13 protein-coding genes and 2 pseudogenes are annotated in these 24,435 nt (G+C 74.1%); 12 read left to right on the forward strand and 3 right to left on the reverse strand.

Features of this window, described 5'->3' with window-relative positions:
• The first annotated feature begins 35 nt into the window (after window positions 1–35).
• Window positions 36–881: a spermidine synthase gene (locus BLW57_RS32775; protein ID WP_093479342.1), complete on the forward strand. Its 846-nt coding sequence runs from the start codon at window positions 36–38 to the stop codon at window positions 879–881.
• On the opposite strand, the pseudogene BLW57_RS32780 reads toward BLW57_RS32775, so the two are convergent.
• Window positions 843–1,127: pseudogene (locus tag BLW57_RS32780) on the reverse strand (MFS transporter); the annotation flags it as partial. The gene BLW57_RS32775 and the pseudogene BLW57_RS32780 overlap by 39 nt on opposite strands.
• Between BLW57_RS32780 and BLW57_RS41585 the strand changes: the two are divergent.
• The 3 genes from BLW57_RS41585 to BLW57_RS32790 all read left to right on the forward strand — a co-directional run bounded on the left by BLW57_RS41585 (window position 1,051) and on the right by BLW57_RS32790 (window position 3,488).
• Window positions 1,051–1,209: a hypothetical protein gene (locus BLW57_RS41585; protein WP_176985374.1), complete on the forward strand. Its 159-nt coding sequence runs from the start codon at window positions 1,051–1,053 to the stop codon at window positions 1,207–1,209. The pseudogene BLW57_RS32780 and the gene BLW57_RS41585 overlap by 77 nt on opposite strands.
• A 690-nt stretch (window positions 1,210–1,899) precedes the next feature.
• Window positions 1,900–2,703 carry a snapalysin gene (gene snpA, locus BLW57_RS32785; protein ID WP_093479343.1) on the forward strand — a complete coding sequence of 268 codons (804 nt, stop codon included), beginning with the start codon at window positions 1,900–1,902 and terminating at the stop codon, window positions 2,701–2,703.
• A 449-nt stretch (window positions 2,704–3,152) separates the two neighbouring features.
• On the forward strand, window positions 3,153–3,488 hold the full coding sequence (locus BLW57_RS32790; protein ID WP_093479344.1) for a hypothetical protein: 336 nt from the start codon (window positions 3,153–3,155) through the stop codon (window positions 3,486–3,488).
• Window positions 3,489–3,543: 55 nt separating this feature from the next.
• On the opposite strand, the gene BLW57_RS32795 is transcribed toward BLW57_RS32790, so the two are convergent.
• A complete protein-coding gene (locus tag BLW57_RS32795; RefSeq protein WP_093479345.1) occupies window positions 3,544–4,551 on the reverse strand; it encodes a DUF8017 domain-containing protein in 1,008 nt (335 codons plus the stop codon).
• A gap of 130 nt (window positions 4,552–4,681) precedes the next feature.
• On the opposite strand from BLW57_RS32795, the gene BLW57_RS32800 reads away from it, so the two are divergent.
• On the forward strand, window positions 4,682–5,152 hold the full coding sequence (locus tag BLW57_RS32800) for a DUF4442 domain-containing protein (RefSeq protein ID WP_093479346.1): 471 nt from the start codon (window positions 4,682–4,684) through the stop codon (window positions 5,150–5,152).
• 139 nt (window positions 5,153–5,291) lie between these two features.
• Here the strand turns inward: BLW57_RS32800 and BLW57_RS32805 are convergent.
• Window positions 5,292–6,215: pseudogene (locus BLW57_RS32805) on the reverse strand (UTP--glucose-1-phosphate uridylyltransferase); the annotation flags it as partial.
• A gap of 393 nt (window positions 6,216–6,608) precedes the next feature.
• On the opposite strand from BLW57_RS32805, the gene BLW57_RS32810 reads away from it, so the two are divergent.
• From BLW57_RS32810 to BLW57_RS32840, 7 genes are all read left to right on the forward strand, one after another.
• Complete coding sequence (locus BLW57_RS32810) at window positions 6,609–8,513, forward strand: RICIN domain-containing protein (RefSeq protein WP_256339640.1); 1,905 nt, start codon at window positions 6,609–6,611, stop codon at window positions 8,511–8,513.
• Window positions 8,514–9,030: 517 nt separating this feature from the next.
• Window positions 9,031–16,272 (forward strand): type I polyketide synthase, encoded by a 7,242-nt coding sequence (locus tag BLW57_RS32815; protein ID WP_093479348.1) that lies wholly within the window; start codon window positions 9,031–9,033, stop codon window positions 16,270–16,272.
• Between the two features lies 1 nt (window position 16,273).
• On the forward strand, window positions 16,274–21,064 hold the full coding sequence (locus tag BLW57_RS32820) for a type I polyketide synthase (protein ID WP_093479349.1): 4,791 nt from the start codon (window positions 16,274–16,276) through the stop codon (window positions 21,062–21,064).
• Entirely contained in the window at window positions 21,061–21,381 is a 321-nt protein-coding gene (locus BLW57_RS32825) for an acyl carrier protein (protein ID WP_093479350.1), read from the forward strand. Before BLW57_RS32820 ends, BLW57_RS32825 begins: the two co-directional genes overlap by 4 nt.
• 3 nt (window positions 21,382–21,384) lie before the next feature.
• The gene (locus BLW57_RS32830; RefSeq protein WP_093479351.1) at window positions 21,385–22,185 is read left to right on the forward strand and encodes an alpha/beta fold hydrolase; all 801 of its coding nucleotides are present in this window, start codon (window positions 21,385–21,387) and stop codon (window positions 22,183–22,185) included.
• Complete coding sequence (locus tag BLW57_RS32835) at window positions 22,182–23,363, forward strand: glycosyltransferase (protein WP_093479352.1); 1,182 nt, start codon at window positions 22,182–22,184, stop codon at window positions 23,361–23,363. The genes BLW57_RS32830 and BLW57_RS32835 overlap by 4 nt, the downstream gene beginning before the upstream one ends.
• Window positions 23,360–24,427, forward strand: coding sequence for a class I SAM-dependent methyltransferase (locus tag BLW57_RS32840; protein WP_093479353.1), 1,068 nt, complete (start codon window positions 23,360–23,362; stop codon window positions 24,425–24,427). The genes BLW57_RS32835 and BLW57_RS32840 overlap by 4 nt, the downstream gene beginning before the upstream one ends.
• Window positions 24,428–24,435 lie beyond the last annotated feature (8 nt).

Genomic DNA, 24,435 nt, shown 5'->3' on the forward strand with positions numbered 1-24,435 from the left:
GCCCCCGCGCCGGTGCGGTCCCCGACAATGAAGGGGTGAACGCATCGATACCCGTGACCCGGGTCACCGACCACGGCACCGCCAAGCTGATGCCGGACGTCGACCGTGCGCGGGCCTGGCTGCTCACGGTCGACGGGGCGCCGCAGTCGTACGTGGATCTCGACGACCCCGCGTACCTGGAGTTCGAGTACACGCGGCGGCTCGGCTACGTCCTGGACGCCGTGGCCGAACAGGGGCGGCCGCTGCACGTCGTCCACCTCGGAGGAGGGGCGCTGACGCTGCCGCGCTACGTGGCCGCCACCCGGCCCGGCTCCCGGCAGGACGTGGTCGAGGCCGACGGAGCCCTGCTGGAACTGGTCGCCGAGTACCTGCCCCTGCCGCCCGACTCGGGTGTCACGCGGCACGCCGCCGACGCCCGGGCCTGGCTGGAGGCGGCCCCCGACGACCACGCCGACGTGCTGATCGCCGACGTCTTCGGCGGGTCACGGGTCCCGGCCCACCTCACCACGCTCGCCTACGCCCGCGAGGCCGAGCGCGTGCTGCGCCCCGACGGCGTCTACCTGGCCAACCTCGCGGACGCGGCGCCGTTCGGCTTCCTGCGGTCCCAGCTGGCCGCGTTCGCCACGGTCTTCGAGGAGCTCGCGCTCATCGCCGAGCCGGGGGTGCTGCGCGGGCGACGGTTCGGCAACGCCGTGCTCGTCGCCGCGCACCGGTCCCTCGACATCGCGGGGCCGGCCCGCCGGGCCGCCGCGGACGCCTTTCCCGCGCGGGTCGAACACGGTGCGGCGGTGCGGGAGTTCATCGGGTCGGCCCGGCCGGTCGACGACGCGGACGCCGTGCCGTCACCCGAGCCCCCCGACGGCGCTTTCGGCATCGGCTGACGCCTGCGGGGCGGCGGCGACCGGCACGGTGCGGCGGGTCAGGGTGCGGACGTCCGGGACCAGCAGCACCAGCGCGGTGCCCACGACCACCAGCGCCGCGCATCCCCACAGCGCGGCCGTGCGGCCGAAGGCGCTCTCGGCGGGGCCGGCCAGGGCCGTGGCGAGGGGCATGAGCGACACCGACCCGAACCAGTCGTACGCCGAGACCCGCGAGAGCTTCTCCTCCGGGATCTCCTGGTGCAGCGCGCAACACCTTGGTGACGGTAACCGTTTCGGCGTCCGAACCCTGAGTTCCTTCCTGACGGAGGCGTCCCCGCTGCCCGGCTGAGCCCGACCACCAGCGGCGACTTTCGGGCGCCAGAGCCGGAACGGGTACCGCGGTGCAGGCGGGACCGGTGTCGAGTCAAGCGATCTGTTCGAGACAGACACGCACCTCGTTCGCGTGGCTGACGACAGCCCGACCCGCACAGTCCCGAAGCCACCGGGTGCGGGACGCGCTGCCGGAGGCGGGCGAGGAACCCATCGGCCCTTTCCCCGCGCTCGCCGGGCCCGAGGGTCCCTGGGGGGTGTGCCCCGGGGGCCGGCGGGGCGCGAAAGAAGCGGAAGCTACTTTTCTGTGACGTCGGCCACAGAGCATCGCCGACAAACCGGCTCGCTTAGTAGACACAACATGGAAGACATCTAAGGATTTGTCCGTCTTGGCCCCGGATGTGGATCCCGCCGCACGTCCTGGGACTCCCCCGGTCGGTCCGCACGCCCCGTTGCCCAGTGGCGTAAGGCTTCTGACGCCGCGACAGTCCTTCCCGTCTGCCCGCCGTGTACGGACCGGAGACCCGTGCCTGCCCTGGCGAGGTCCGGGGACCTACGAGGCGACGTAGTGGCGAGGACCCTTTGCGCTCTTGTCGAGCCGCTCTAAGAATGACGCCCCACAGGACGTCGCCGCAGTTCGGAACCGGTGTTCACACGCAGCCGACCGGGCACCGGGCGTTCGGCGTCACCGAGTGAGTAGGAGCCCCACATGAAGTCGTCCCGAACGTCCGCGAGGCTCCTCGCCCTCGCTCTGGGGCTGGCCTCCAGCGCGCTGGGCGCGGCGGTGCCGGCCGCCGCCCAGACGGCCGACACCGCGTCCGCTGTCACCGGTACCTCCGTGGCGCGGTACTCCGGGTCGGTTGAGGAGGCCGCGAACAACAAGGCGTTCTTCGAGGCCGTGCTCAAATCCGTTACCGAGAAGCGTGCCGCCCAGCCGAACGCGCAGGCGGTGACCGTCTACTACGACGCCTCGCAGGCACCGAGCTTCCGTTCGCAGATAGCGAGCGCGGCCTCGATCTGGAACAGCTCCGAGTCCAACGTCAAGCTGCAGGAGGCGTCGAGCGGTGGTGCCGACTTCTCCTACCGCGAGGGCAACGACCCGCGCGGGTCCTACAGCTCCTCCAACAACCACGGAAGTGGCTACGTCTTCCTCGACTACACCCAGAACCAGCAGTACGACTCGGTCCGCGTCGTCACCCACGAGACCGGGCACGTGCTGGGCCTGCCGGACGACTACGGCGGGCCGTGCAGCGAGCTGATGTCGGGAGGCACCGCCGGCCCGTCCTGCACCAATCGCTACCCGAACGCCACCGAGCGCTCCCGTGTCGACCAGCTGTGGGCGAACGGACTCGCGCAGGACCCGGGCAAGGCACGATCACCCGAAACCGCCGGCCCGCACGCAGGCGGTGTCGCCGGTGGGGGCGAGGCACCGAACAGGGGCGATGCCCAGGCGCCCAGCGCGCCCGCGATCACCGCGGTGGCACCCGCACCCGTCCTGATCCGTATCGGCTGATCCACGGCAACAGCAGATCATCGGGCCCTTCCACGACCGACAACGACCGTGACGTCCGAGTCACCTGACGCCCCCTCGTGCTGAACCGGGCACCCGTCTTGCGACCAGGGCACGCCACGCCGCCTCGTCGTGACAGATGGAGACCTGGCTGTTCTGCACCCTGGACCCAGAACACAGCGGTCCTGACGAGACAGCTCCGTGGGCGTGTGCAGGCCGATGGCGGTCATCCAGGAGACGCCGAACACCGGGAGGGCGACTTCACCGGCCGACTGTCGCTGGTGAGAGCGGTGGTTTCCAACGGTTTCCCCCGGCGAATCACCTTCGCCAACTCGCCGTGCGCCGTGCGTCTTTGACTGCGGTGACCGGTCCTTCTAGGGTGATCAAGTCATGTTCATGACTGTTTGTCATGGCGATGACTCATTTGCTCGACAAAAGAAGAAAGGACCGTCATGCGCAAGCATGCCGCAGCCCTGCTCGGCACGGCGGCGCTCCTCGGCGCGGCCGTACCCGCCCTCGCCGCAGCGCCCGCCTCCGCGACCTCGTTCAGCTGCAACCCCGTCGCGCACCGCTACGTCGTGACCAAGGGCAAGGCGCCCGTGCACAAGACGCCCGCCGCGCGCGGCAAGGTGATCGGGCACGTGTACAAGGGGGCCAAGGTCGTTTCCAGGTACGAGTGCAAGAAGAGCGACGGCACATGGGAGTGCATCGCCAGCTGTGAGGTCTCCGACAACGGCGCCCCCAAGCTGTACGGCCACTGGGTCTACCGCGGTTACCTGAAGGGCTGAGCCATCCCGGGTCCGCGGGCCGCCGTGACCGCGGCGGCCCGCGGACCCGGAGCGGTCACTCGTTCGTGGGCATGCCGTGCAGCCGGACCGTGGCGAGGACCTTGAGGACGCTCGCCTTGGGGACCTCACCCTTGGCGCCCTTCGCGCCGTAGAAGTTGAACGACACGTAGTTGTGCGCCGCGTTCTTGAAGCCGAAGGTGAGCGCCTTGCCGTCCGTCACGCACTTGCCCTTGCGCGGGGTGTGGGTCGACTGGGCCCACGCGTAGCTGCCCCTGACGCCCGACGTGGTGGTGAAGGGGGTGGCCTTCTTGTCCCAGGAGATGCTCTTCTTGTCCGGCATGGTGTAGCCGCCGAAGACCCACCAGGGCGGGGTGTTGATCGCGATCTCGTCGGTGTTCTTCGCGGTGTTGGCGCCCTTCGTGCCCACCACCGCCAGCGGGGTGTCGCTGGTGCGGCCGTCCTTGTCGTCGTCCGAGGTGCACCACTTGGGCTTGTACTCGGCGCTGGCCGACACGGTGATGCCCTTCTGCTTCGGGTCGTCGAACTCGAAGCCGATGGCCAGGCCGGGCTGGTTCACCTGCCAGTCCGCGGGCACGTCGAAAGCGACGCCCCACTTGGTGTTCACGACGACCTTCCAGCCGGGGATGGTCGGCTTCTCGGCCTCGCCGCCGCGCGGGTTGTCCTCCGAGGCCGAGGCGGTCGGGTCGGACGCCGGGGCGGTGGGCGCGTGGGTCTTCTTCTGCCCGCCGCCCTTGCCGCCGTCCGCCTCGTCGTCCTTCGAGCCGCCGAGCACCAGGTAGCCGGTGACGGCGGCGGTGACCACGACCGCCGTGGCCGCGATGATCGCGATCAGCTTGGTGCGGCCGCCACCGCCGCCCTGCGGGGGCGCGGGGACGGGCACCGTGGGGGGCTGCCCCCACTGCTGCTGTCCGTACGGGTCGGCCTGCGGATACTGCTGAGGTCCGGGCTGCTGGTACGGGTTCTGCTGCTGGTAACCCGGCTGCTGGTACGGGTTCTGCTGCGGGTTCTGCGCGCCCCCTGGCGGCTGCTGATCTGGCCACATGGCCAGTAACACTAGTGCCGTCGCGTACGGGGCGGAGCAACCGGTCCTCGTCGAGGTGCCCGGCGGGCCCCGAGGAGGTGGCGTGAGTGTCGGCACAGGATCTGTTCAGGCTCTTCTACTCATGAGTAACATGACGTCCATGAGCGCAGACCAGATGTCGATCGGCGAGATGCTCGCCGCCACCGTGCCGATGGCCCGGACCCTGAACCTGGAGTTCCTGGAGACCACTGCGGACAAGGCCGTGGTGTCCCTGCCGGACCAGGGCGAGTACCACAACCACGTGGGCGGACCGCACGCCGGCGCGATGTTCACGCTCGGGGAGTCGGCCAGTGGGGCGATCGTGCTGGCCGCCTTCGGGGACCAGCTCTCGCGTGCCGTACCGCTCGCCGTGCGGGCCGACATCGCCTACAAGAAGCTGGCGATGGGCGCCGTCACCGCGACCGCCACGCTGGGCCGTCCGGCCGCCGAGGTGGTCGCCGAGCTGGACGCCGGGCAGCGCCCGGAGTTCCCGGTGGCGATCGAGATCCGGCGCGCGGACGGAGCGGTGACCGGCGAGATGAGCGTCCTGTGGACGCTGCGGCCCATCGACCAGGAGAAGTGAGCCGCAGGTCCGGCACGGGGTCCCTCGCGGACCCCGTGGCCCGGGCCCGTCGGCCGGCGACGGGTGGGACCTGAGCGGATCGCGGCCCCGGGCCCGCCGCCGTCTCAGGCCGCCCGGTCCCGTCCCCGGACACCGTCGGAGTGCCGCCGGGTTCCAGTGCGGCGACGAACTCCTTCAGCCAGGCGGTGAATAGCGGCCCCAGGTCCGGGCGTGCGCACGCCATGCGGACCACCGTGCGCAGGTAGTCGGCCTTGTCGCCGGTGTCGTAGCGCGGGCCCGGGAAGACGACACCGTGCACGGTGCCCTCCGCCGCCAACTCCCGCAAGGCGTCCGTCAGCTGGATCTCGCCGCCGCGGCCCGGCGGAGTGCGCTCCAGGACGCCGAACACGGCCGGGTCCAGGACATAGCGGCCGATGACCGCGTACGGGCTCCGCGCGGTCCCGGGCGCCGGTTTCTCCACCAGGCCCGTCACCCGGACGAGGTCTGCCTCGCCCGTCGGCTCCACCGCCGCGCAGCCGTAGAGATGGATCTGCGAGGGGTCGACCTCCATCAGGGCGACCACGCTGCCCGCGTACCGCTCCCGGACCTCCAGCATCCGGCTGAGCAGGGTTTCGCCGGGGCCGATCAGATCGTCACCGAGGAGGACCGCGAAGGGCTGGTCCCCGACATGGCGACGGGCGCACAGCACGGCGTGGCCGAGACCGAGTGGGTCGCCCTGCCGGATGCGGTGGACGTCGGCGAGCCGCGCCGGATCGCGGACGGCGTCCAGGCGCACGGTGTCGCCCTTGGCCGCCAGGGCCTGTTCCAGCTCGAAGGCGTGGTCGAAGTGGTCCTCGACGGCCCGCTTGTGCCGGCCGGTGACCATCAGGACGTCGTCGAGCCCGGCCGCGGCCGCCTCCTCGACCACGTACTGGATGGCCGGCTTGTCGACGACGGGCAGCATCTCCTTCGGCGTGGCCTTGGTCGCGGGCAGGAACCGGGTGCCGAGACCGGCTGCCGGTACGACCGCCTTGCGGACCGTGCGGGCGGCGGCGGAGGGCGTGGTGGAGTGGCGGGCGATCATGGGGCCGATGCTGGGACACGCCGATGAGAGCGCGCCCGGACAATCATGGGAACCGGCTGTGGAAGACGGGCCGCGTGCGGTGCGGAATTCGGAGATGTGGTGTGCCATCCCGCTTTCGCCGCACACCAGTTGACCGGCTTGTGGCCGGCCCTCGGACGGCCGTTCAGACCGTACCGACGGTAACCCCTGGATGATGGGCCGACGTTGGCGCCGAGTCATTCGAACTTCTTGTTTCCTGTGATGCGCGTGTGCGAAGGTGAGCCTCCCCACGGGAGGGCGGAGGCAGGCGCCCGACGCCCGGGCCGGCCCTCAGGTACACGCCAATCCGGCACTGCTTTCCGACAGGACACCCCACAGCGCACTCCGTCCTGCGGCTGGAAAGGAAATGGTTCCGTGCAGTCCCCCCACCCCCCACGCCCGCCGTATTCGCCACTGCCCGGTTCGACCGGGGAGTCCGACCGCACTCTCGTCGCCCAGCTCACCGGTCCGCATGTCGCCCGTCACCACGCCGTCGCCCTGCTGCTCGCCCGGCACTGGCGGGCCGCCCGTGACTACGCCGTCGTCTGTCTGACCTCTGCCGGACCCACCGCCCACCTGGTGGCCACCGCCTCCTTCCACGAAGTCCTCGGCCGTATGACGGGCGGCGCGGTCGGCGGAGCGCTGCGCCCCCGACTCCTGGTCGCCGTCCGCGACAGCGTCCGCGCCTGGGCGACGGACGAGACCGCCTGCGCCACCCTGCCGGAATTGCGCAGAACCGCAGGTGGCCGCGGACTCAGTGCGACAAAGCCCGGCACACCGGAAAGGCGACAGCTCGCCGAACGCGCTTTCCAAGCTCTTCCCGGCGCCTCGCAATGCCTTCTCTGGCATACCGAGGTCGAGGCGGAGCCCATAAACATACCCGCCGGTCTGCTGGGTATCGACGAGCCCACCGCGAGGGCCGCACTGGAGCAGGCACGCGAACAATTCCGCACCGGTTGCGTACGCGCCCACCGCGAACTCGCGCCCTCCAGGGAATGCCGTTTCTACAACCGGCTCCTCGACGTCCCCATTCGGCGTGGCGGTGCTCTGCTGCCCGAAGTGCGCCGGCATCTCGCGGATTGCGAACACTGCCGGCACGCCGCCGAGCAGTTCGCCCACTTCGACGGCCGCCTCGGGGTGCTGCTCGCCGAGACCGTGCTCGGCTGGGGTGCCCGCCGTTACCTCGACTCGCGCCCAGGGCGCGCCGCGGCCGGGGAGGTCGAGCCGCGGGCGGAGGCGGACCGTCCGGTGAGCGGCGGCCGTCATCGCACCGGACCGCACGGCCGTCACCGTACGGCGCTGGCCGTAGGCGTCGGGCTGACCGCGCTCGCGCTGCTCGCCACCGCCCTCGTGACGCGGAGCTGGTCCGATGACAACGGTGTCCCCGGGCGGGGCGCCGCCCGGCACTCCCCGGTCGGCGGCACACCTCGTTCGACCGGGCCCGGCACCGGCGCGCGTTCCGCCGGCTCGTCCTCGGCGGCGTCGGCCGGTTCCGCCACCTCCGCCGCCTCGGTCGGCGAGTCGGTGGAGGTCGCCCGCGGCAGGCTGCGCGGCCTCGCCTCCGGGCTCTGCCTGGACGTGCGCGGCGACCGGCCGGCCCCGGGCGCGGGCGTACGGCTCGCGCACTGCTCCACGGCGGCCTCGCAGCAGTGGTCGTACCGGGTCGGCGGACTGCTGCGCAGCGCCGCCGACCCCGCCCTCTGCCTGGCGGCCGATCCCGGCGGGAAGGGCGTCGTGGTGGACGGCTGTGGGGTGCGCACGGCGGAGACGTCCTACGACATCACCGTGCGCGGCGAGATCCTCCTTCGTGAACACCCGGGCCTCGTGCTGACGCCGGGTTCGGGCGGATCAGCCACCCGGGTGGGGATCGCGGACCGGAACGGCTCGCCGGCGCAGCGATGGCTGCTGGAGACGGGCACGGGCGGGCTGCCGCACTCCGACGGCGGAGCGCCGTCGTCACCGGCGTCGCAGGGCCGGCCGTCGCAACCGACGGAGGGTGGGGGCGGACGGGTGCCCGCAGGGCGAAGAGACGCCGATACGCCTCGCGTGGCCCCCGAGGGGGAGAGTGGCGGCCTCGGGCACGGTGACCCGGCCCCGCGCATCGCCCGGGCGGGCGCGGAGCATCAGCGGCGGCCGTCCGCCGGCGGTGGCGTGCCGGCGCCGGCCGGTGATCTCGTCGCCTCGGTCTCCGGCCGGCTGACGTCGCCCGTCGCGGGCGGGCTGACGCCGTCGTTCGCCGGCGCTTCCGTACCGGCTGTCCTGGGCCCGTCCTCCGGCTGACACTGGAGGGCCCCGGCACGTCGTGAAGGGCCACCCCGAGGGGTGGCCCTTCGGGCTTTCCGGCTGGTGTACATGTACTGACCTGCGGATTCCCGCAGGGCTCCGGACTGCCGGCCCACCCACCTGACGGTTCGTCAGTTACTGAGGACTTCCACCGGCCTGGTTCGCGCCACGGGGCGGAGGTCATGCGGAATTTACAGACGTCGTCCCGGTGTAGTGACGCGTTGCGTCCGCATGAGGTCGCGGTGAACGACACGCACGCTTTGGCGGGCTTGTGCCGGTGTGACACCCCGCACCGGACCGCCGTACGGCGAGACCGGGCTGGTCGATTGCCAGGATTTCCGGCTCCTTGCGGGGAATTCGGCGGCCTGGCCGAATCGATGCCACCGCGCACGAAATGGCTGCGGCGTCATTGACCCGCCAGTAAGTACCTCGCTAGTTTCCGTTGGCCTCGCACCAGAGCGTCCCGCCGCACAAACCCCCCACCGTGCTGTCTCGCCGATTGTGTCGGAGCATCATGACCTCCCTTGTGCGCGCCCATGACCTGATCCTGTGCCTCACCCCCTTCGGCGAGCCCGACGCCGCCCTCGCCGCCGCGGCCTGCGCCGCGGGCGCGCTCGGCGTCCTCGACCTGGGCACCGGCGACCGAAGATGCCGGGAGGAACTCTCCAGACTGGGACGGGCCGTGCCGGGCCGGTTCGGCGTACGGGTGACCGGCCGCTGCGCCCTGAGTCCCGCCGAACTCGCCGGCGGCCCCGACACCGTGATCCTCGCACCGGACGCGCCCTGGCCGGTGAACCGACTCGGTCCCGAGTACCGGGTGTTGGCCGAGGTGACCGACTCGGAGCGGGCGCGGGAGGCCGTACGCGACGGCGCCCACGGACTGATCGCCCGGGGGGCCGAGGCCGGCGGCCGGATCGGTGAGCTGAGCACCTTCGTCCTGCTGCAACAACTGCTGGCCGACGACGAGTTGGCGGGCGTCCCCGTCTGGGCGTGCGGGGGCGTCGGACCGCACACGGCTGCCGCCGCCGTCGCGGGCGGAGCGGCCGGGGTCGTCCTCGACAGCCAGCTGGCGCTCCTGGCCGAATCCTCGCTGCCCGAGTCCGTGAGGGCCGCGCTGCGGTCCCTCGACGGCTCGGAGACCGTGGTGCTGGGCGGGCACCGGGTACTGCGTCGCCGCGGACCGGGCACGCCCCGGCCACCGGCCGACGATCCGGAGACGGTCGCGCCCCTGCTGGGCGCCCGCGACCTGCGTGCCCAACTGCTCCCGTTGGGCCAGGACGGCTTCCTGGCCGCCCGGTTCGCCGACCGGTGGACGGACGTGCGCGGTGTGGTGTGCGCCGTGTCCGCGGCGATCCGAGGACTGGCCGACGCCGCTCCGGCCGACGGAGCCGACCTGGTGAACGGCTCGGCTCCGGCCGACGGACCCGGACGGGAGGGCGCCGACCGGGCGAACGGAACCGCGGGACGGAACGGTGCCGCCGGGCCGAACGCTGCCGCCGGGCCGAACAGCGCCGCCGGGCCGAACAGCGCCGGCGGACCCAGCGGCGCCGCCGGACCGCACGGCCGTGCCGACGCCGAATACCCCGCGTTCGCCGGTGCCCTGCGGCCCGGGTCCGTCATGAGCCGGGCCCTCGGTACCCGGCTGCCGGTGGCGCAGGGGCCGATGACCCGCGTCAGTGACCAGGCGGGCTTCGCCGCGGCCGTCGCCCGGGACGGGGCCCTGCCCTTCCTGGCGCTGGCCCTCGCCGACGGCGAGCGGACCCGGTCGATGCTGACCGAGGCGCGAGCCGTGCTGGACGGCCGGCCCTGGGGCGTGGGCGTGCTCGGCTTCGCACCGGAGGACATCAGAAACGCCCAGCTCGAAGCCGTACGGGAACTGCGACCCACGCACGCGATCATCGCGGGCGGCCGGCCCGCCCAGGCCGAGGCGCTGGAAGGCGCCGGGATCCGCACGTTCCTGCACGTGCCGTCGCCGGGGCTGCTGCGGCAGTTCCTGGAGGCCGGGGCACGCCGGTTCGTCTTCGAGGGCTCGGAGTGCGGCGGACACGTCGGCCCCCGGGCCTCCTTCCCGCTGTGGGAGGCCCAACTCGCCGTCATCGAGGACTTCCTGGCCGACACCACGGGCCCCGGCGACGACGCGGCCCACGGCCTGGAGATCTTCTTCGCGGGCGGCATCCACGACGAGCGGTCGGCGGCCATGGTCGCCGCCCTCGCCGCGCCCCTCACCGCACGGGGTGCCGCGGTCGGCGTCCTCATGGGCACCGCCTACCTGTTCACCGAGGAGGCCGTCGCCCACGGCGCCGTCCAGCCGCTGTTCCAGCACCAGGTGCTCGCCGCCACCGCGACCGCGCTGCTGGAGACCGCCCCCGGGCACGCGACCCGTTGTGTGCCCAGCCCCTTCACGCACGACTACCGTGACCGTGAAGCCGCGTTACGCACGGCGGGCGTGCCCGACCGGGAGGTCTGGGAGGCGTTGGAGCGCCTGAACGTGGGCCGGCTGCGCATCGCCAGCAAGGGCCTCGAGCGCACCGCCGACGGCGCCCTACGGGCCGTGGCCGAGGAACGGCAGCTCACCGACGGGATGTTCATGGCGGGCGAGGTCGCCGTTCTGCGCACGGCCACCACCGGCATGGCGGACCTGCACCGTTCCGTGACGGACGGCGCCGCCGACTTCCTCGCCGCACGCACCGCCCCACTCGCCCGGACCGCCGAGCTCGCCCGGGCCGCGCACGCGTCGTGGCCGAACCCGGGGTCCACGGCCGAACCGCTCCCTCCCGCACCGCTGGACGTCGCGATCGTCGGCATGGCCTGCATGTTCCCGCAGGCGCCCGACCTCGCCACCTTCTGGGCCAACGTCGTCTCCGGGCACGACGCCGTCACCGAGGTCCCGCCCGACCGCTGGGACCCCGCCGTGCACCACGCCGTCGGCAGCACGGCCTCCGTCTGGGGCGGCTTCCTGCCCCGCATCCCCTTCGACCCGCTGCGCTACGGCATTCCGCCCGCCTCCCTCGGCAGCATCGAACCCGTTCAGCTGCTCTCCCTGGAAGCGGCCCGCAGAGCACTGGACGACGCCGGATACGGGGAGCGGGGGCGGGAGTTCGACCGCTCGCGGACGTCCGTCGTCTTCGGTGCCGAGGCGGGCAGCGACCTGTCGAACGCCGTCACCCTGCGGGCCGTCCTGCCGGCGTACTACGGCAGGGTGCCCGACGGCCTGGACGAGCAACTGCCCCGGCTGACCGAGGACTCCTTCCCCGGCATGCTCGCCAACGTCATCTCCGGCAGGATCGCCAACCGTCTGGACCTCGGCGGCGCCAACTACACCGTCGACGCCGCCTGCGCCTCCTCCCTCGCCGCCCTCGACGTGGCCTGCAAGGAGCTCGTCTCCGGCACCAGCGACGTCGTCCTGTGCGGCGGCGCCGACCTGCACAACGGCATCAACGACTACGTGCTCTTCTCCTCCGTCCACGCGCTCTCCCCGACCGGCCGGTCCCGCGCCTTCGACGCCTCCGCCGACGGCATCGCCCTCGGTGAGGGAGTGGCCTGCGTGGTCCTCAAGCGGCTCGCCGACGCCGAACGCGACGGCGACCGGATCTACGGCGTGGTCAAGGGCCTGGGATCCGCCAGTGACGGCCGCTCCCTGGGCCTGACCGCGCCCCGCCCCGAGGGCCAGCGGGCCGCGCTGGAACGCGCGTACCGCAACGCCGGTGTCTCACCCGCCGATGTCGGCCTCGTCGAGGCCCACGGCACCGGCACCGTCGTCGGCGACCGTACCGAACTCACCGTACTGGGAGAGGTGTTCACCGAGGCGGGGGCCAGGACGGCGGGCTGCGCGCTGGGGTCCGTCAAGTCGCAGATCGGGCACACCAAGTGCGCCGCCGGCCTCGCCGGGCTGATCAAGACCACCCTCGCCCTGTACACCGGGGTCACACCGCCCACCGTGCACCTGGAGCGCCCCAACCAGGCCTGGGCGGAGGACGGCAGCCCGTTCGTCTTCCACACCCGCGCCCGGCCCTGGACGGCACCGGCCGCCGAACGTCTCGCCGGGGTCAGCGCGTTCGGATTCGGCGGCACCAACTTCCACGCGGTGCTCTCCGCCCACGAGGGCGCCCTACCGCCCCGGCGGACGCTGGACGCCTGGCCGGCCGAGCTGTTCCTGTTCCGGGGACGGGACACGGCGGCGGCCCACCGGGAGGTCAGGGAACTGCTCCGGGCCGCCGAGGCCGAGGGCCGCCCCTGGCGCCTGCGCGACCTGGCCCTCGCCGCGGCACGCCGGGCCGACACCTCGACCGAACCGGTCCGTGCCGCGCTCGTGTCCCGGGACACGGTGGAGCTGGCCGGACAGCTGCGCCGGATCCTCGCCGGGGAAGACGATCCGGCTGCTGGAGTCCACCTCGCGGACCGGACCGACGGCGACGCGGGGCCGGACGGGGCCCGGCGCACCGATCCGGCGCCGGCCGGCAAGGTGGCCTTTCTGTTCCCGGGCCAGGGCAGCCAGCGGACCGGCATGCTCGGCGACCTGCTGATCGCCCTGCCCGAACTGCGCCACTACCTGCACCTCGGCCGGGTCCACGAGGACCTGATCTATCCGCCGGCCGCCTTCGACGACACCGCCCGTGAACGCCACCGCACCGCCCTGACCGACACCCGCACCGCACAGCCCGCGCTCGGCATCACCGGCCTCGCCGCCCACGCCTTCCTCACCGCCGCGGGCGTCCGGCCGGACATGGCGGCCGGACACAGCTACGGCGAACTTTCCGCGCTCGCCGCGGCCGGCGCTCTCGATCCGGAGACGCTGCTGGAGCTGAGCGCCGAGCGGGCCGGCGCGATCCTGGCCGCGGCCGGGGACGAGCCCGGCACCATGGCGGCCGTCGGCGCCGGCGCCGAGGACGTCGTACGGGCCCTCCGGGCGGCCGGGGCGCCCGGGTCGGTCGTCGTCGCCAACCTCAACTCGCCCGAACAGACGGTGATCTCGGGACCCACGGCGGACGTGGACACCGCCGTACGCCTGCTGCGCACCGCCGGTCTCGGCGCCCGCCGCATCCCCGTGGCCTGTGCCTTCCACAGCCCGCTGGTGTCCGCGGCGGGGGAGCGGTTCGCCGAGGTCCTCGCGGACAAGACCGTACGGCCGCCCGAGTTCCCGGTGTGGGCCAACCGCACCGCCGCACCGTACCCGCACGACCCCGACGCGGTGCGCGCCGAACTCGCCGCACAGATCGGGTCCCCCGTCGGATTCGCCGCGCAGATCCGGGCGATGTACGCGGCGGGCGCGCGCACCTTCGTCGAGGCGGGCCCGGGCACGGTGCTCACCCGGCTCGTCGGGCAGATACTCGGCGACCGCCCGCACCGCACGATCGCCTGCGAACCACGTGCGGACAGCGGCCTGCCCGGCTGGCTCGACGCCCTCGCCCGCCTGGCCGTCGCGGGACTCCCCGTGCAGAGCACCTGGCTGCTGAGAGGACGCGACGCCGTCGACGCGCTGCGCACGCCGGTACCCGAGCGGCCCGGCTGGACGGTCGACGGTCACCTCGTCCGCACCGCCGACGGAGCCCTCCTGCCCGGTGCCCTCGCACCGGCCCGACGAGTCCTGGAGACGACTGTGACGACCGACCAGCCGTACGGCGCCCCCGCCGACCGGGACGCCCTGATCTCCGAGTTCCTGCGCACCAGCCGGGAGATGATCGCCGCCCAGCGCGATGTGCTGCTCACCTACTTCGGTGCCGGCCCGGCGGCGCCCGCCGCACCGCCCCTCCCGCCCCGGCAACTGCCCGCGGCACCCGTCCGGCACGCCGTGGCGCCACCGGAGCCCGAGCCCATGGCGGCCGACGGTGACGCCTGCGGGCCGGACGTCGAACGGCTCGTCCTGGAGATCATCAGCGAGCGCACCGGCTATCCCGTCGACATGATCGAGCCGGACCTCGACCTGGAGGCGGACCTGAGCATCGACTCCATCAAGCGGGCCGAGATCGCCGGTGAACTCGCCAAGCGGCTGGGCATCGCGGACGGGGCACGGGTTCTGGACGACGCCGAGCTGGAGGAACTGGCCAAGGCACGTACGGCGGCGGCGGTGACGAGCTGGCTCACGGCACGGACGGGGGCCGATCCGGACGGCGGTGGCCAGGCGGATCCACCGGTCGAGCGGCGGTCCGCGGCCCGCGACGACGGGCAGGCGCAGGCCACGGCACGAGCCGGGGAGCGGATCGAGGGGCTGGAGGTCGAAGCTCCCCGCCGTCTGGAACTGCGGCCCGTTCCGCTCCCGGCACCGGAGGCCGCCGATCCGGACCGTGTCCTGGCAGGACGCCGGTTCGTCCTCCTCGGCGGCGGTACCGGCGACGGCGAGGGGCCCGGCGCGGACGAGCCCGCTCCCGAACGCGGCACCGGAAATGTGGCCGAGGCCGTCGCGGCACGACTCACCGGGCACGGCGCGGACGTCCGGCTCCTCGGCCGTGGCCATCTCCTCGATGCGGGCGACCCCACGCCCGACGGCCCGCTCGACGGCGTGGTGTACCTGGGCGCGCTCACCGGCCCGGACGCCCCGGTGCTGCCCGACGCCTTCCCGGTGCTGCGGGCGGCGCTGGCACGCGGACCGCGCCGGCTGCTCGCGGTCCGCACCGCCGACCGGACCGGGTCACCGCGGTCCGCCGGACTCGACGGCCTGTTCCGTACCGTCGCACGCGAGTACCCGGACCTCCTGGCCCGCGTCGTCGCCGTCCACGACGGCTCGGCCCCGGCCGTCGCCGACGCCGTACTCGCCGAACTGCTCGCCCCCGAAACGGCCCCCGTCGTCGTGCGCACGGCGGACGGAGCCCGACAGGGTCTGGAGCTGGTGCCCGCACCGCTCGGCCCGCTCGGCAGCACCGGCGCCGGGCCGGCCGGCGAGGGCGCAGCCGAGGCCGCGGCGCTCGGTCTCGACCGCGACTCCGTCGTGCTGCTGGTCGGCGGCGCCCGCGGCATCACCGCGAGATGCGCGGCCACGCTCGCCGCGGCCTCCCGGTGCCGCATCGAACTGCTCGGCCGCACCCCCGCACCCACCGGCCCCGAGCCCGAGTCGACCGCCACCGCCCGCACGCCCGTCGAACTGCGGGCCGCTCTCGCCGCCGCGCCCGGCGCGCCGAAGCCCGCCGAGATCAACCGGGCCGCCGGACTGGTCCTCGCCCAGCGCGAGATCACCACGACCCTGGCCGAACTCACCCGGCTCGGCAGCACGGCCCGCTACCGCTCGGTGGACTTCCGCGAGCGGGACGCCGTCCTCCAGGCGGTCAAGGAGATCCACGCCGAACACGGCCGGCTCGACGGTGTCGTCTTCGCCGCCGGTGTCATCGAGGACCGGCTCATCGCGGAGAAGACCCCCGAGTCCTTCCAGCGCGTGTTCGGCACGAAGACGGCGGGTGCCGCCGCACTGTTCGCCGCGCTGGACGACCTGCCCTCCGCACCCGCGTTCACCGTGCTGTTCGGCAGCATCGCCGCCGTCCTCGGCAACCGCGGCCAGGCCGACTACGCCGCCGCCAACGACGCCCTGGAAGCCCTGGGCGCGCAGTGGGCCGCCCGTACGGGCAACCGGGCGCTCACCGTGCACTGGGGCCCGTGGGCACCGTCCGGTACCCACGCCGGCATGGTCGGCGCGGAACTCGGCCGCGAGTACGCCCGGCGCGGGGTACGGCTGATCGACCCCGACGAGGGCACCGCCGCCCTGCTGCGGGAACTCGCCTGGGGCGACCCGGCGGTCCGTGCCGTCGTCCACACCGCGTCGGGCTGGTGAGATGACGCAGACCCAGACACCCGTCGCCATCGTCGGGATGGCGGTGCTGCTGCCCGGCGCGCCCGGCCTCGACGCCTACTGGCGCAACCTGCGGGACGGCGTCGACGCGATCCGGGACGTCCCCGCCGACCGCTGGGACGCCGACTACTACGATCCCGGCTCCGCCGCCGGGCCCGCCGCCCCCGACCGCGTGTACTGCCGTCGCGGGGGCTTCGTGGACGGCCTGGCCGAGGTGGAGGTGACCCGCTACGGCATCATGCCCGCCTCCGTGCACGGCACCGAGCCCGACCAGCTGATCGCCCTGGACGTGGCCGCCGCCGCGCTCGCCGACGCGGGCGGCGCGGAACGGCTGCCCGAGCGGCACCGGGTCGGAGTCACCCTGGGCCGCGGCGGCTACCTCACCCCCGGCCTGGCCCGGCTGGACCAGCGGGTACGGACGGCCGGCCAACTGGTACGCACCCTGGGCGAGTTGCTGCCCGAGCTGTCGGGCGCCCAACTGGACCGTGTGCGGTCGGCGTTCACCGAGCGGCTCGGTCCCGACAGCCCCGACTCGGCGATCGGACTCGTCCCCAACCTCGCGGCCTCCCGCATCGCCAACCGGCTCGACCTGCGCGGCCCCGCCTACACCGTGGACGCGGCCTGCGCCTCCTCACTGGTCGCCGTCGACCAGGCGGTCACCGAACTGGCCGTCGGACGCTGTGACGTGATGCTGGCCGGGGGAGTGCACCACTGCCACGACATCACCCTCTGGAGCGTCTTCTCCCAGCTCCGCGCCCTCTCCCCGAGCCAGCGCATCCGGCCCTTCCACCGCGACGCCGACGGCATCCTGATCGGGGAGGGCACCGGCGTCGTCGTACTCAAACGGCTCGCGGACGCCGAACGCGACGGCGACCGCGTCTACGCGGTGATCCGCGGGACGGGCGTGGCCGGCGACGGCCGTACGGCCGGCCTCGTCAGCCCCGACCCGGGCGGGCAGGCCCGGGCCGTGCGGCAGGCCTGGCGGGCCGCCGGGCTCGACCCCGCCGCCCCCGGCTCGATCGGCCTGCTGGAGGCCCACGGCACCGCCACGCCCGCCGGGGACTCGGCCGAACTCAGCACGCTCGCCGCGGTGTTCGGTCCCCGTGAGGCCCAGGGCAGCGGTGAGCGCCCGGTCCTCGGCTCCGTGAAGTCGATGATCGGCCACACCATGCCGGCCGCCGGGGTGGCGGGCCTGGTCAAGGCGGCCCTCGCGCTGCACCACGGCACCCTGCTGCCCACCCTGCACTGCGACGACCCCCACCCCGCGCTCGCCGCCACCCGCTTCCGCACCCTGGAGCGTGCCGCCCCCTGGGAGACCGACGCGGGCCGGCCGGTCCGCCGTGCGGCCGTGAACGCCTTCGGCTTCGGCGGGATCAACGCCCACGTGGTGCTGGAGGAACCGCCACGGGCGCGTCCAGCCCCGGCGCCCGCCGCGCAGCCGGCCCCGGCCTCCGTCAGCGTGGCCGAGCCCGAGCGCGTCCTCCTGCTCGCCGCCGGGCACCCGGACGGCCTCGCCGCCTCCCTCGCGGCCGACGACACCGCCGTCCTCGCCGCCGGACTCGACCCCGTGCGGCCCCACCCGGACGCCGGTCCCGTCCGGCTCGGTGTAGTGGACCCGACCGCCAAGCGGCTCGCGCTGGCCCGCCGCGTGCTCGCCAAGGGCCGTGCCTGGCAGGGGCGCAACGACGTCTGGTTCCGGCCCGGCCCCCTGCTCGGCCCTGCCGGCGGGGGCAGGCTGGCCTTCGTCTTCCCTGGCCTGGAGGGCGACTTCACACCACGCACCGACGACATCGCCGCCCACTTCGGCCTGGCGCCGGTCTCCGACCCCGGCACCGGCCCGGACGTACGGGTCGACGACGTCGGACGGCACGGCTTCGGCGTGGTGGGCGTGGGCCGGCTGCTCGACCGGGCGCTGCGCCGTATGGGCGTCGTACCGGACGCGGTCGCCGGGCACAGCGTCGGCGAGTGGACGGCGATGGTCGCCGCCGGGATGTACTCGGCCGCCGAAGTGGACGCCTTCATGGCGGACTTCGACCCGGACACGGTGACCGTGCCCGGTCTCGCCTTCGCGGCCGTCGGCGCGTCCGCCGCGCAGGTCCGCGCCGCGCTCGCCGAGTCCTGGACGGGCTCCGGGATCGTCCTCTCCCACGACAACGCACCACGCCAGTCCATGGTGTGCGGGCCGGACGCGGCGGTGGAGGACTTCGTACGGTCGTTCCGGGCGCGGGGCGTGATCTGCCAGGTGCTGCCCTTCCGCTCCGGCTTCCACACACCGATGCTCGAACCGTACCTGGCCCCCATCGAGCGGGCAGCCGAACGCTTCCGGCTCCACCCGCCGACGGTGCCGGTCTGGTCCGGGACCACCGCGGCGCCCTTCCCCGAGGCCGAGTCGGCGGTGCGGCGGCTGTTCGTGCGGCACCTGCTGGAACCCGTCCGCTTCCGTGAACTCGTCGAGGCCCTGTACGCCGACGGGCATCGCGTCTTCGTCCAGACCGGGCCGGGCAGGCTCACCTCCTTGATCGGCGACACCCTCGGCGACCGCGACCACCTGGCCGTCGCCGCCAACTCGGCCCACCACGGTGGGCTGGCCCAACTGAGGCGCGCGGCCACGGCGTTGTGGACGGCGGGCGAGGCAGTGGCCCCGGCCGTCCCCGCGCTCACACCGTCGCCCCGGCCCCCCGTCGCCGTCGCACACCTGCCGTACGCGCAGCAGCCGCCGCCGGGCGAGCGGCCGATGCCCGCCGAGCACGTACCGGCCCGCCCGACGGCGTCCCGGCCTCCCGCCGGACGTCCCCCGGTGCGGCTCGACCTCGGCGGCGCCCTCGTGTCGCTGGACGGACCCGGCCTCGCCGCCCTGCGCGCGGAGCTGCGGCCCGTCGCGCACACGGCGGGCGTGCCCACCGCGCTGGACGGACTCGCCACGCGCTTCCCGGCCGCCGCGGAACTCACGGCCCTGCTCCAGGACACCGCGGACACGGCGGCGTGGCTGATCGCGGCGCACCGTCGGCGCAGCACGGCGACCACCGCTCCGGCGACCACCGCTCCGGCGCCCACCGTTCCGGCGCGCCCGGAGACGGCGGCGGCCGCGAGCCGGAACCCGCCCACGGACACCAGACCGGCCACCCCGCCGGAGGCGGCGGCCGGCTCCGCCGTCACCACCCTCCGCGTCTCCCCGCAGACCATGCCCCACCTCCTCGACCACTGCTTCTTCCCGCAGCGTCCCGGCTGGCCGGAGGTGGCGGACCGCTGGCCGGTGGTGCCCGCCACCACGATCGTGCGGCACATGACGGACGCGGCGGAGCGGGCGAGACCCGGGCTGCGGGCGGTCGCCGTGCACGGGGCCCGGTTCGACCGGTGGCTCACCGCGACACCCCCCGTCGCCGTGGCGGTCGCCGTCACCCCGGTGCCCGGGCACCCCGACCGGGTGGACGTCACGTTCGGGCCGACGGCACGCGCCGTGGTCGAACTCGCCCCGCACCACCCGGCACCGCCTCCGCCCCACCCCCTCCCGGACGCCCCCGAGCGCGTCCCGGACCACACGGCCGCCCAGCTCTACCGGGACCGCTGGATGTTCCACGGCCCGGGATTCCAGGGCCTGACGGAGCTGACCGCGATCGGCGAGCGGCATATCCGGGGCGTGATCACCGCACCCGCGGCACCGGGCGCCCTGCTGGACAACGTGGGCCAGCTCCTCGGCTACTGGATCATGGCGACCCGTACCGAGCGGACCGTCGTCTTCCCCGTCCAGATCGGGCAGTTGCGCTTCCACGGACCCCACCCCGCGCCCGGCACCAACGTCCGCTGCCTGGTGCGGATCACCTCGCTCACCGACACCCTGCTGGAGGCGGACGCCGAGCTGACCGTGGGCGGCAGGGTGTGGGCCGTGCTCGGCGGCTGGCAGGACCGCCGCTTCGACAACGACCCGACGACCAGGCCGGTCGAACGCTTCCCCGAGCGCCACACCCTATCCGAGGCCCGGCCCGGCGGCTGGGCTCTGGTGCACGAGCGGTGGCCGGACCTCGCCTCACGCGAGCTGATCATGCGCAACTCGCTGGGCGGTGCGGAGCGGGCCGAGTACGCGGGCCGGCCGCCGCGCGGCCGCCGGCAGTGGCTGCTGGGCCGGATCGCGGTCAAGGACGCCGTACGGCAGTGGCTCTGGCAGCACGGCGAAGGGCCCGTCTTCCCTGCCGAGATCCAGGTCCGCAACGACGAACTCGGCCGCCCGTACGTCACCGGGGTGCACGGCCGCACCCTGCCCCCGCTGGACGTGTCCCTCGCCCACCGGGCTGAGGCGGGCGTGGCGATCGTACGGCCGCACTCTCCCCGCCCCGGCCCGGGCATCGACGTCGAGGAGGTCACCGACCGTGACCCGGCGACTCTCGGTACCGCGCTGGGCCCGGCCGAACTGCGGCTCCTGCGGGACCGGTCGGCGGACGGCCCCGGAGCCGAGGCCCTGTGGTTCACCCGCTTCTGGGCCGCCAAGGAAGCGGTCGCGAAGGCCGAGGGCGTCGGATTCGGCGGCCGTCCCCGGGACTTCACCGTGCTGGAGGCCGCCCCGGACGGCGGCAGGCTGCTCGTGGCCGGCCGTCTGGAACGCGCCTACACCGTGCACTGCGCACCCGTGCACAACCCACCCGCCCTGCCGACGCGCGGCTACGTGGTGGCCTGGACGACCGGGCCCGCAGCCGACGACGGACGAGCCGACCCCGGTCAGGACCACGGTCCGGACCGAGGACAACCCCCCACCGCAGCAGCCGAGGAGAACGCCCGATGAACCCCATCCAGCCGGCCCCGGCGCGGCACACCACGGACACCGTGCTCGCCGACGTCACCGGCATGCTCCGCACGGTGCTGGCGGAGTACGGCGACGACGACGTGACGATCGGCATGACCACCTCCTTCAACCGCGACCTGGAGCTGGAGAGCATCGACCTCGTCACGCTGGCGGCCCTGCTGGAGGAGCGGTACGGGCAGCGGGTCAACCTCGCCGAGTTCCTGGCCGGCATGGAGTTCGACGAGATCATCGAGCTGACCGTCGGCCGGCTCGTGGCCCACGTGGTGCGGAGCCTGACGACGGCCCAGGCGGGCTGAGCCATGGCCATGGTCGACGCGGGCGGCATCCGGCTGCACGTCCAGCGCATGGGCCCCGCCGGCGGCCGCACCCCGCACGCCACGGTCGTCCTGGTGCACGGACTGCTCACGGACAGCCTGGCCAGCCACTACTTCACCGTCGCACCCGCGCTCGCGGCGGCCGGACTCGACGTCGTCATGTACGACCTGCGCGGCCACGGCCGCAGCGACCGCCCGTCGCGGGGCTACACCCTCGACCACAACATCGACGACCTCACGTCTCTCCTGGACCGCCTGGATCTCACCGGGCCGCTGCATCTGGTCGGCAACTCCTACGGGGGCACCATCGCGTTCGGCCACACGGCCCGCCACCCCGACCGCACGGCCAGCCTCACGCTGATCGAGTCCGAGCCCGCCACCGCCGGCTGGGCTGCCAAGATGGGCCGCATCCTGCGCCGGGTGACGACGGAACTCGCCCGCGACGAGGACGCCGCGCTCGCCTGGATCGCCGCCCACCGCGGCCGCCACACCGCCCGCCTCGCCAAGGGAGCGGCCCGGCTCGTGCGCGAGACCACCCTCGGCCGGGACATCCCCGCCAGCCGGGTGCTCACCGACGCCCAGATCAGGGCCGTACGCCGCCCGGTCCTGGGCGTGTACGGCGGCGATTCCGACCTGGTGGACCTGCTGCCCCTGAAACGCCGGCTGCTGACCGACTTCCGGGCGGTCGTGCTGCCCGGACACGAGCACTCGGTGCTGGTGGAGGCGCCCGGCACGGTCGGCGGGCACATCCTGGACCTCATCCGGCCCGGGGCGGGCGTGCGGTGAGCGCCTACCTCTTCGTCGTCCCGCCGCTCACCGGGCACATCAACCCCGCCGTCGGTGTCGCCGCCCGGCTCGCCGCGCACGGGAACCGGGTGGCCTGGGCGTGCTCCGATCCCGCACTCGTACGGCGGCTCGCGGGCGCGGACGCCGAGGTGTTCACGTGCGCCGGCCCGGTGCCGGGCGCCGAGGGCGCCGTACGACCGCCGGAGCTGCGCGGCGCGGAGGCGCTGAAGTTCCTCTGGGAGTGGTACCTGCTGCCGCTCGCCGACGCGATGGCGCCGGGCGTCCGGGCCGCCGTCACGGAGTTCCGGCCGGACGTCGTGATCGCCGACCAGCAGGCCTTCGCCGGCGCGCTGGTGGCCGAACGCCTCGGACTGCCGTGGGCCACCTCCGCGACCACCTCGGCGGAGTTCACGGGCGCCTACGACGGTCTGCCCAAGGTCGCCGACTGGCTGCGGCTGCGTCTGGCCGCACTGCGCGCACGCGTCGGCGACCCGTCCGGCGGCACCGACCCGCGCTTCTCGCCGCACCTCCTGCTGGTGTTCAGCACACCCGAACTCATCGGCCCGCTGGCACCGTTGGCCCCGCACATCCACTACGTCGGACCCTCCGTCGCCGGCCGTCCGGCCGCGACCGGCTTCCCGTGGGAATGGCTGGACCACGGCCGGGCCAAGGTCCTGGTGACCCTGGGCACGGCCAACACCGACACGGGGGGCCGCTTCCTCGCCGCGTGCGCCGCCGCACTGCGGGACCGCGCCGACCACGTCCAGACGGTGATCGCCGATCCGGGCGGCGCGCTCCCCGCGACGTCCGCCGACAAGGACGTGCTGATCCTGCCGTCCGTGCCCCAACTCCCGCTCCTGGCACGGATGGACGCCGTGGTCTGCCACGCGGGTCACAACACCGTGTGCGAGGCCCTGTGGCACGGCGTCCCGCTGGTCGTGGCGCCGATCCGCGACGACCAGCCCGTGGTGGCTGGGCAGGTCGTGGACTCGGGCGCGGGCGTCCGGGTCAGGTTCGGCCGGGTGACCGCCGACCGGCTCGGCGAGGCCGTCGACGCCGTCCTGCACGATCCCGCCCACCGGTCAGCCGCCGCCCGGGTCCGCACCGCGTTCCGCGCGGCCGGCGGCGCCCCGGCCGCGGCGGCCCACCTCGAACGACTCGCAGCGGAGAACCGATGAGCGACCACCGAGCGAAGTCCGACCGCATCGCCGGCCTGCGTCCCCTCTACCGGAAGGACCTGGCCGGCGGCACCGACCGCTTCTTCGCCCCCCGGCGCACCACCTGCCCCTGGTGCGGGTCGGGGCGGCTCGCGGTTCGGCTGCACACCACCGACCTGCTGCAGCACAAGCCGGGCCGCTTCACCCTGGACCGCTGCGCCGACTGCGGCCATGTCTTCCAGAACCCCCAGCTCACCGAGGAGGGACTGGAGTTCTACTACCGGGACTTCTACGACGGCCTCGGCGAACAGCGGATGAGCGGCACCTTCGGCGGCCGTACCGCGATGTACCGGAGCCGCGCCGAGGCCATGCTGCCGCACGACCCCGCACCGAAGACCTGGCTCGACGTCGGCACCGGCCACGGCCACTTCTGCGCGGCCGCCCGCACCGTCCTGCCCGCCACCTCGTTCGACGGGCTCGACTTCACCGACGGTGTCGAACTCGCCGCCCGTGAGGGCCGCGTGGACCACGCCTGGCGCGGCGCCTTCCCGGACCTCGCCCCCGAACTGGCCGCCCGCTACGACGTGGTGAGCATGTTCCACTACCTGGAGCACAGCACCGACCCCGACCGGGAACTCCGCGCCGCCCACGAGGCCGTGCGCCCGGGCGGTCACCTCGTCGTCGAGGTTCCGGATCCGCGCAGCCGGTACGCCCGCCTCCTCGGCCGCTGGTGGCTGCCCTGGCTCCAGCCCCAGCACCTGCACTTCGTGCCGGCCGCCAACCTGCGGCGCCGGCTGACCGAGCGGGGCTTCACGGTGGTCGCCGAGCAGCACGCCGAGGCGCACGACCCCGTCGACCTGCTCGCCGCCGTCTGGCTCGTCCTCGACCGCGCCGCCCCGCGCGAGGACGCCCCGTGGCTGCCCGAGCCGCCCGGTGCGCTCCGGCGCGGTCTGCGCGCCGCGCTCCTCCTCGCGGGTGTCCCGGCCCTGGCCGCGGCGACCCTGCTCGACAGGTTCGCGGTGCGTCCCCTGTCCCACCGCCTCGGCCTGTCCAACGCCTACCGCCTGGTGGCCCGTCGCGAGTAGCGGGGGCC

It is taken from the genome of Streptomyces sp. 1222.5, assembly GCF_900105245.1.
Lineage (GTDB): Bacteria > Actinomycetota > Actinomycetes > Streptomycetales > Streptomycetaceae > Streptomyces > Streptomyces albidocamelliae.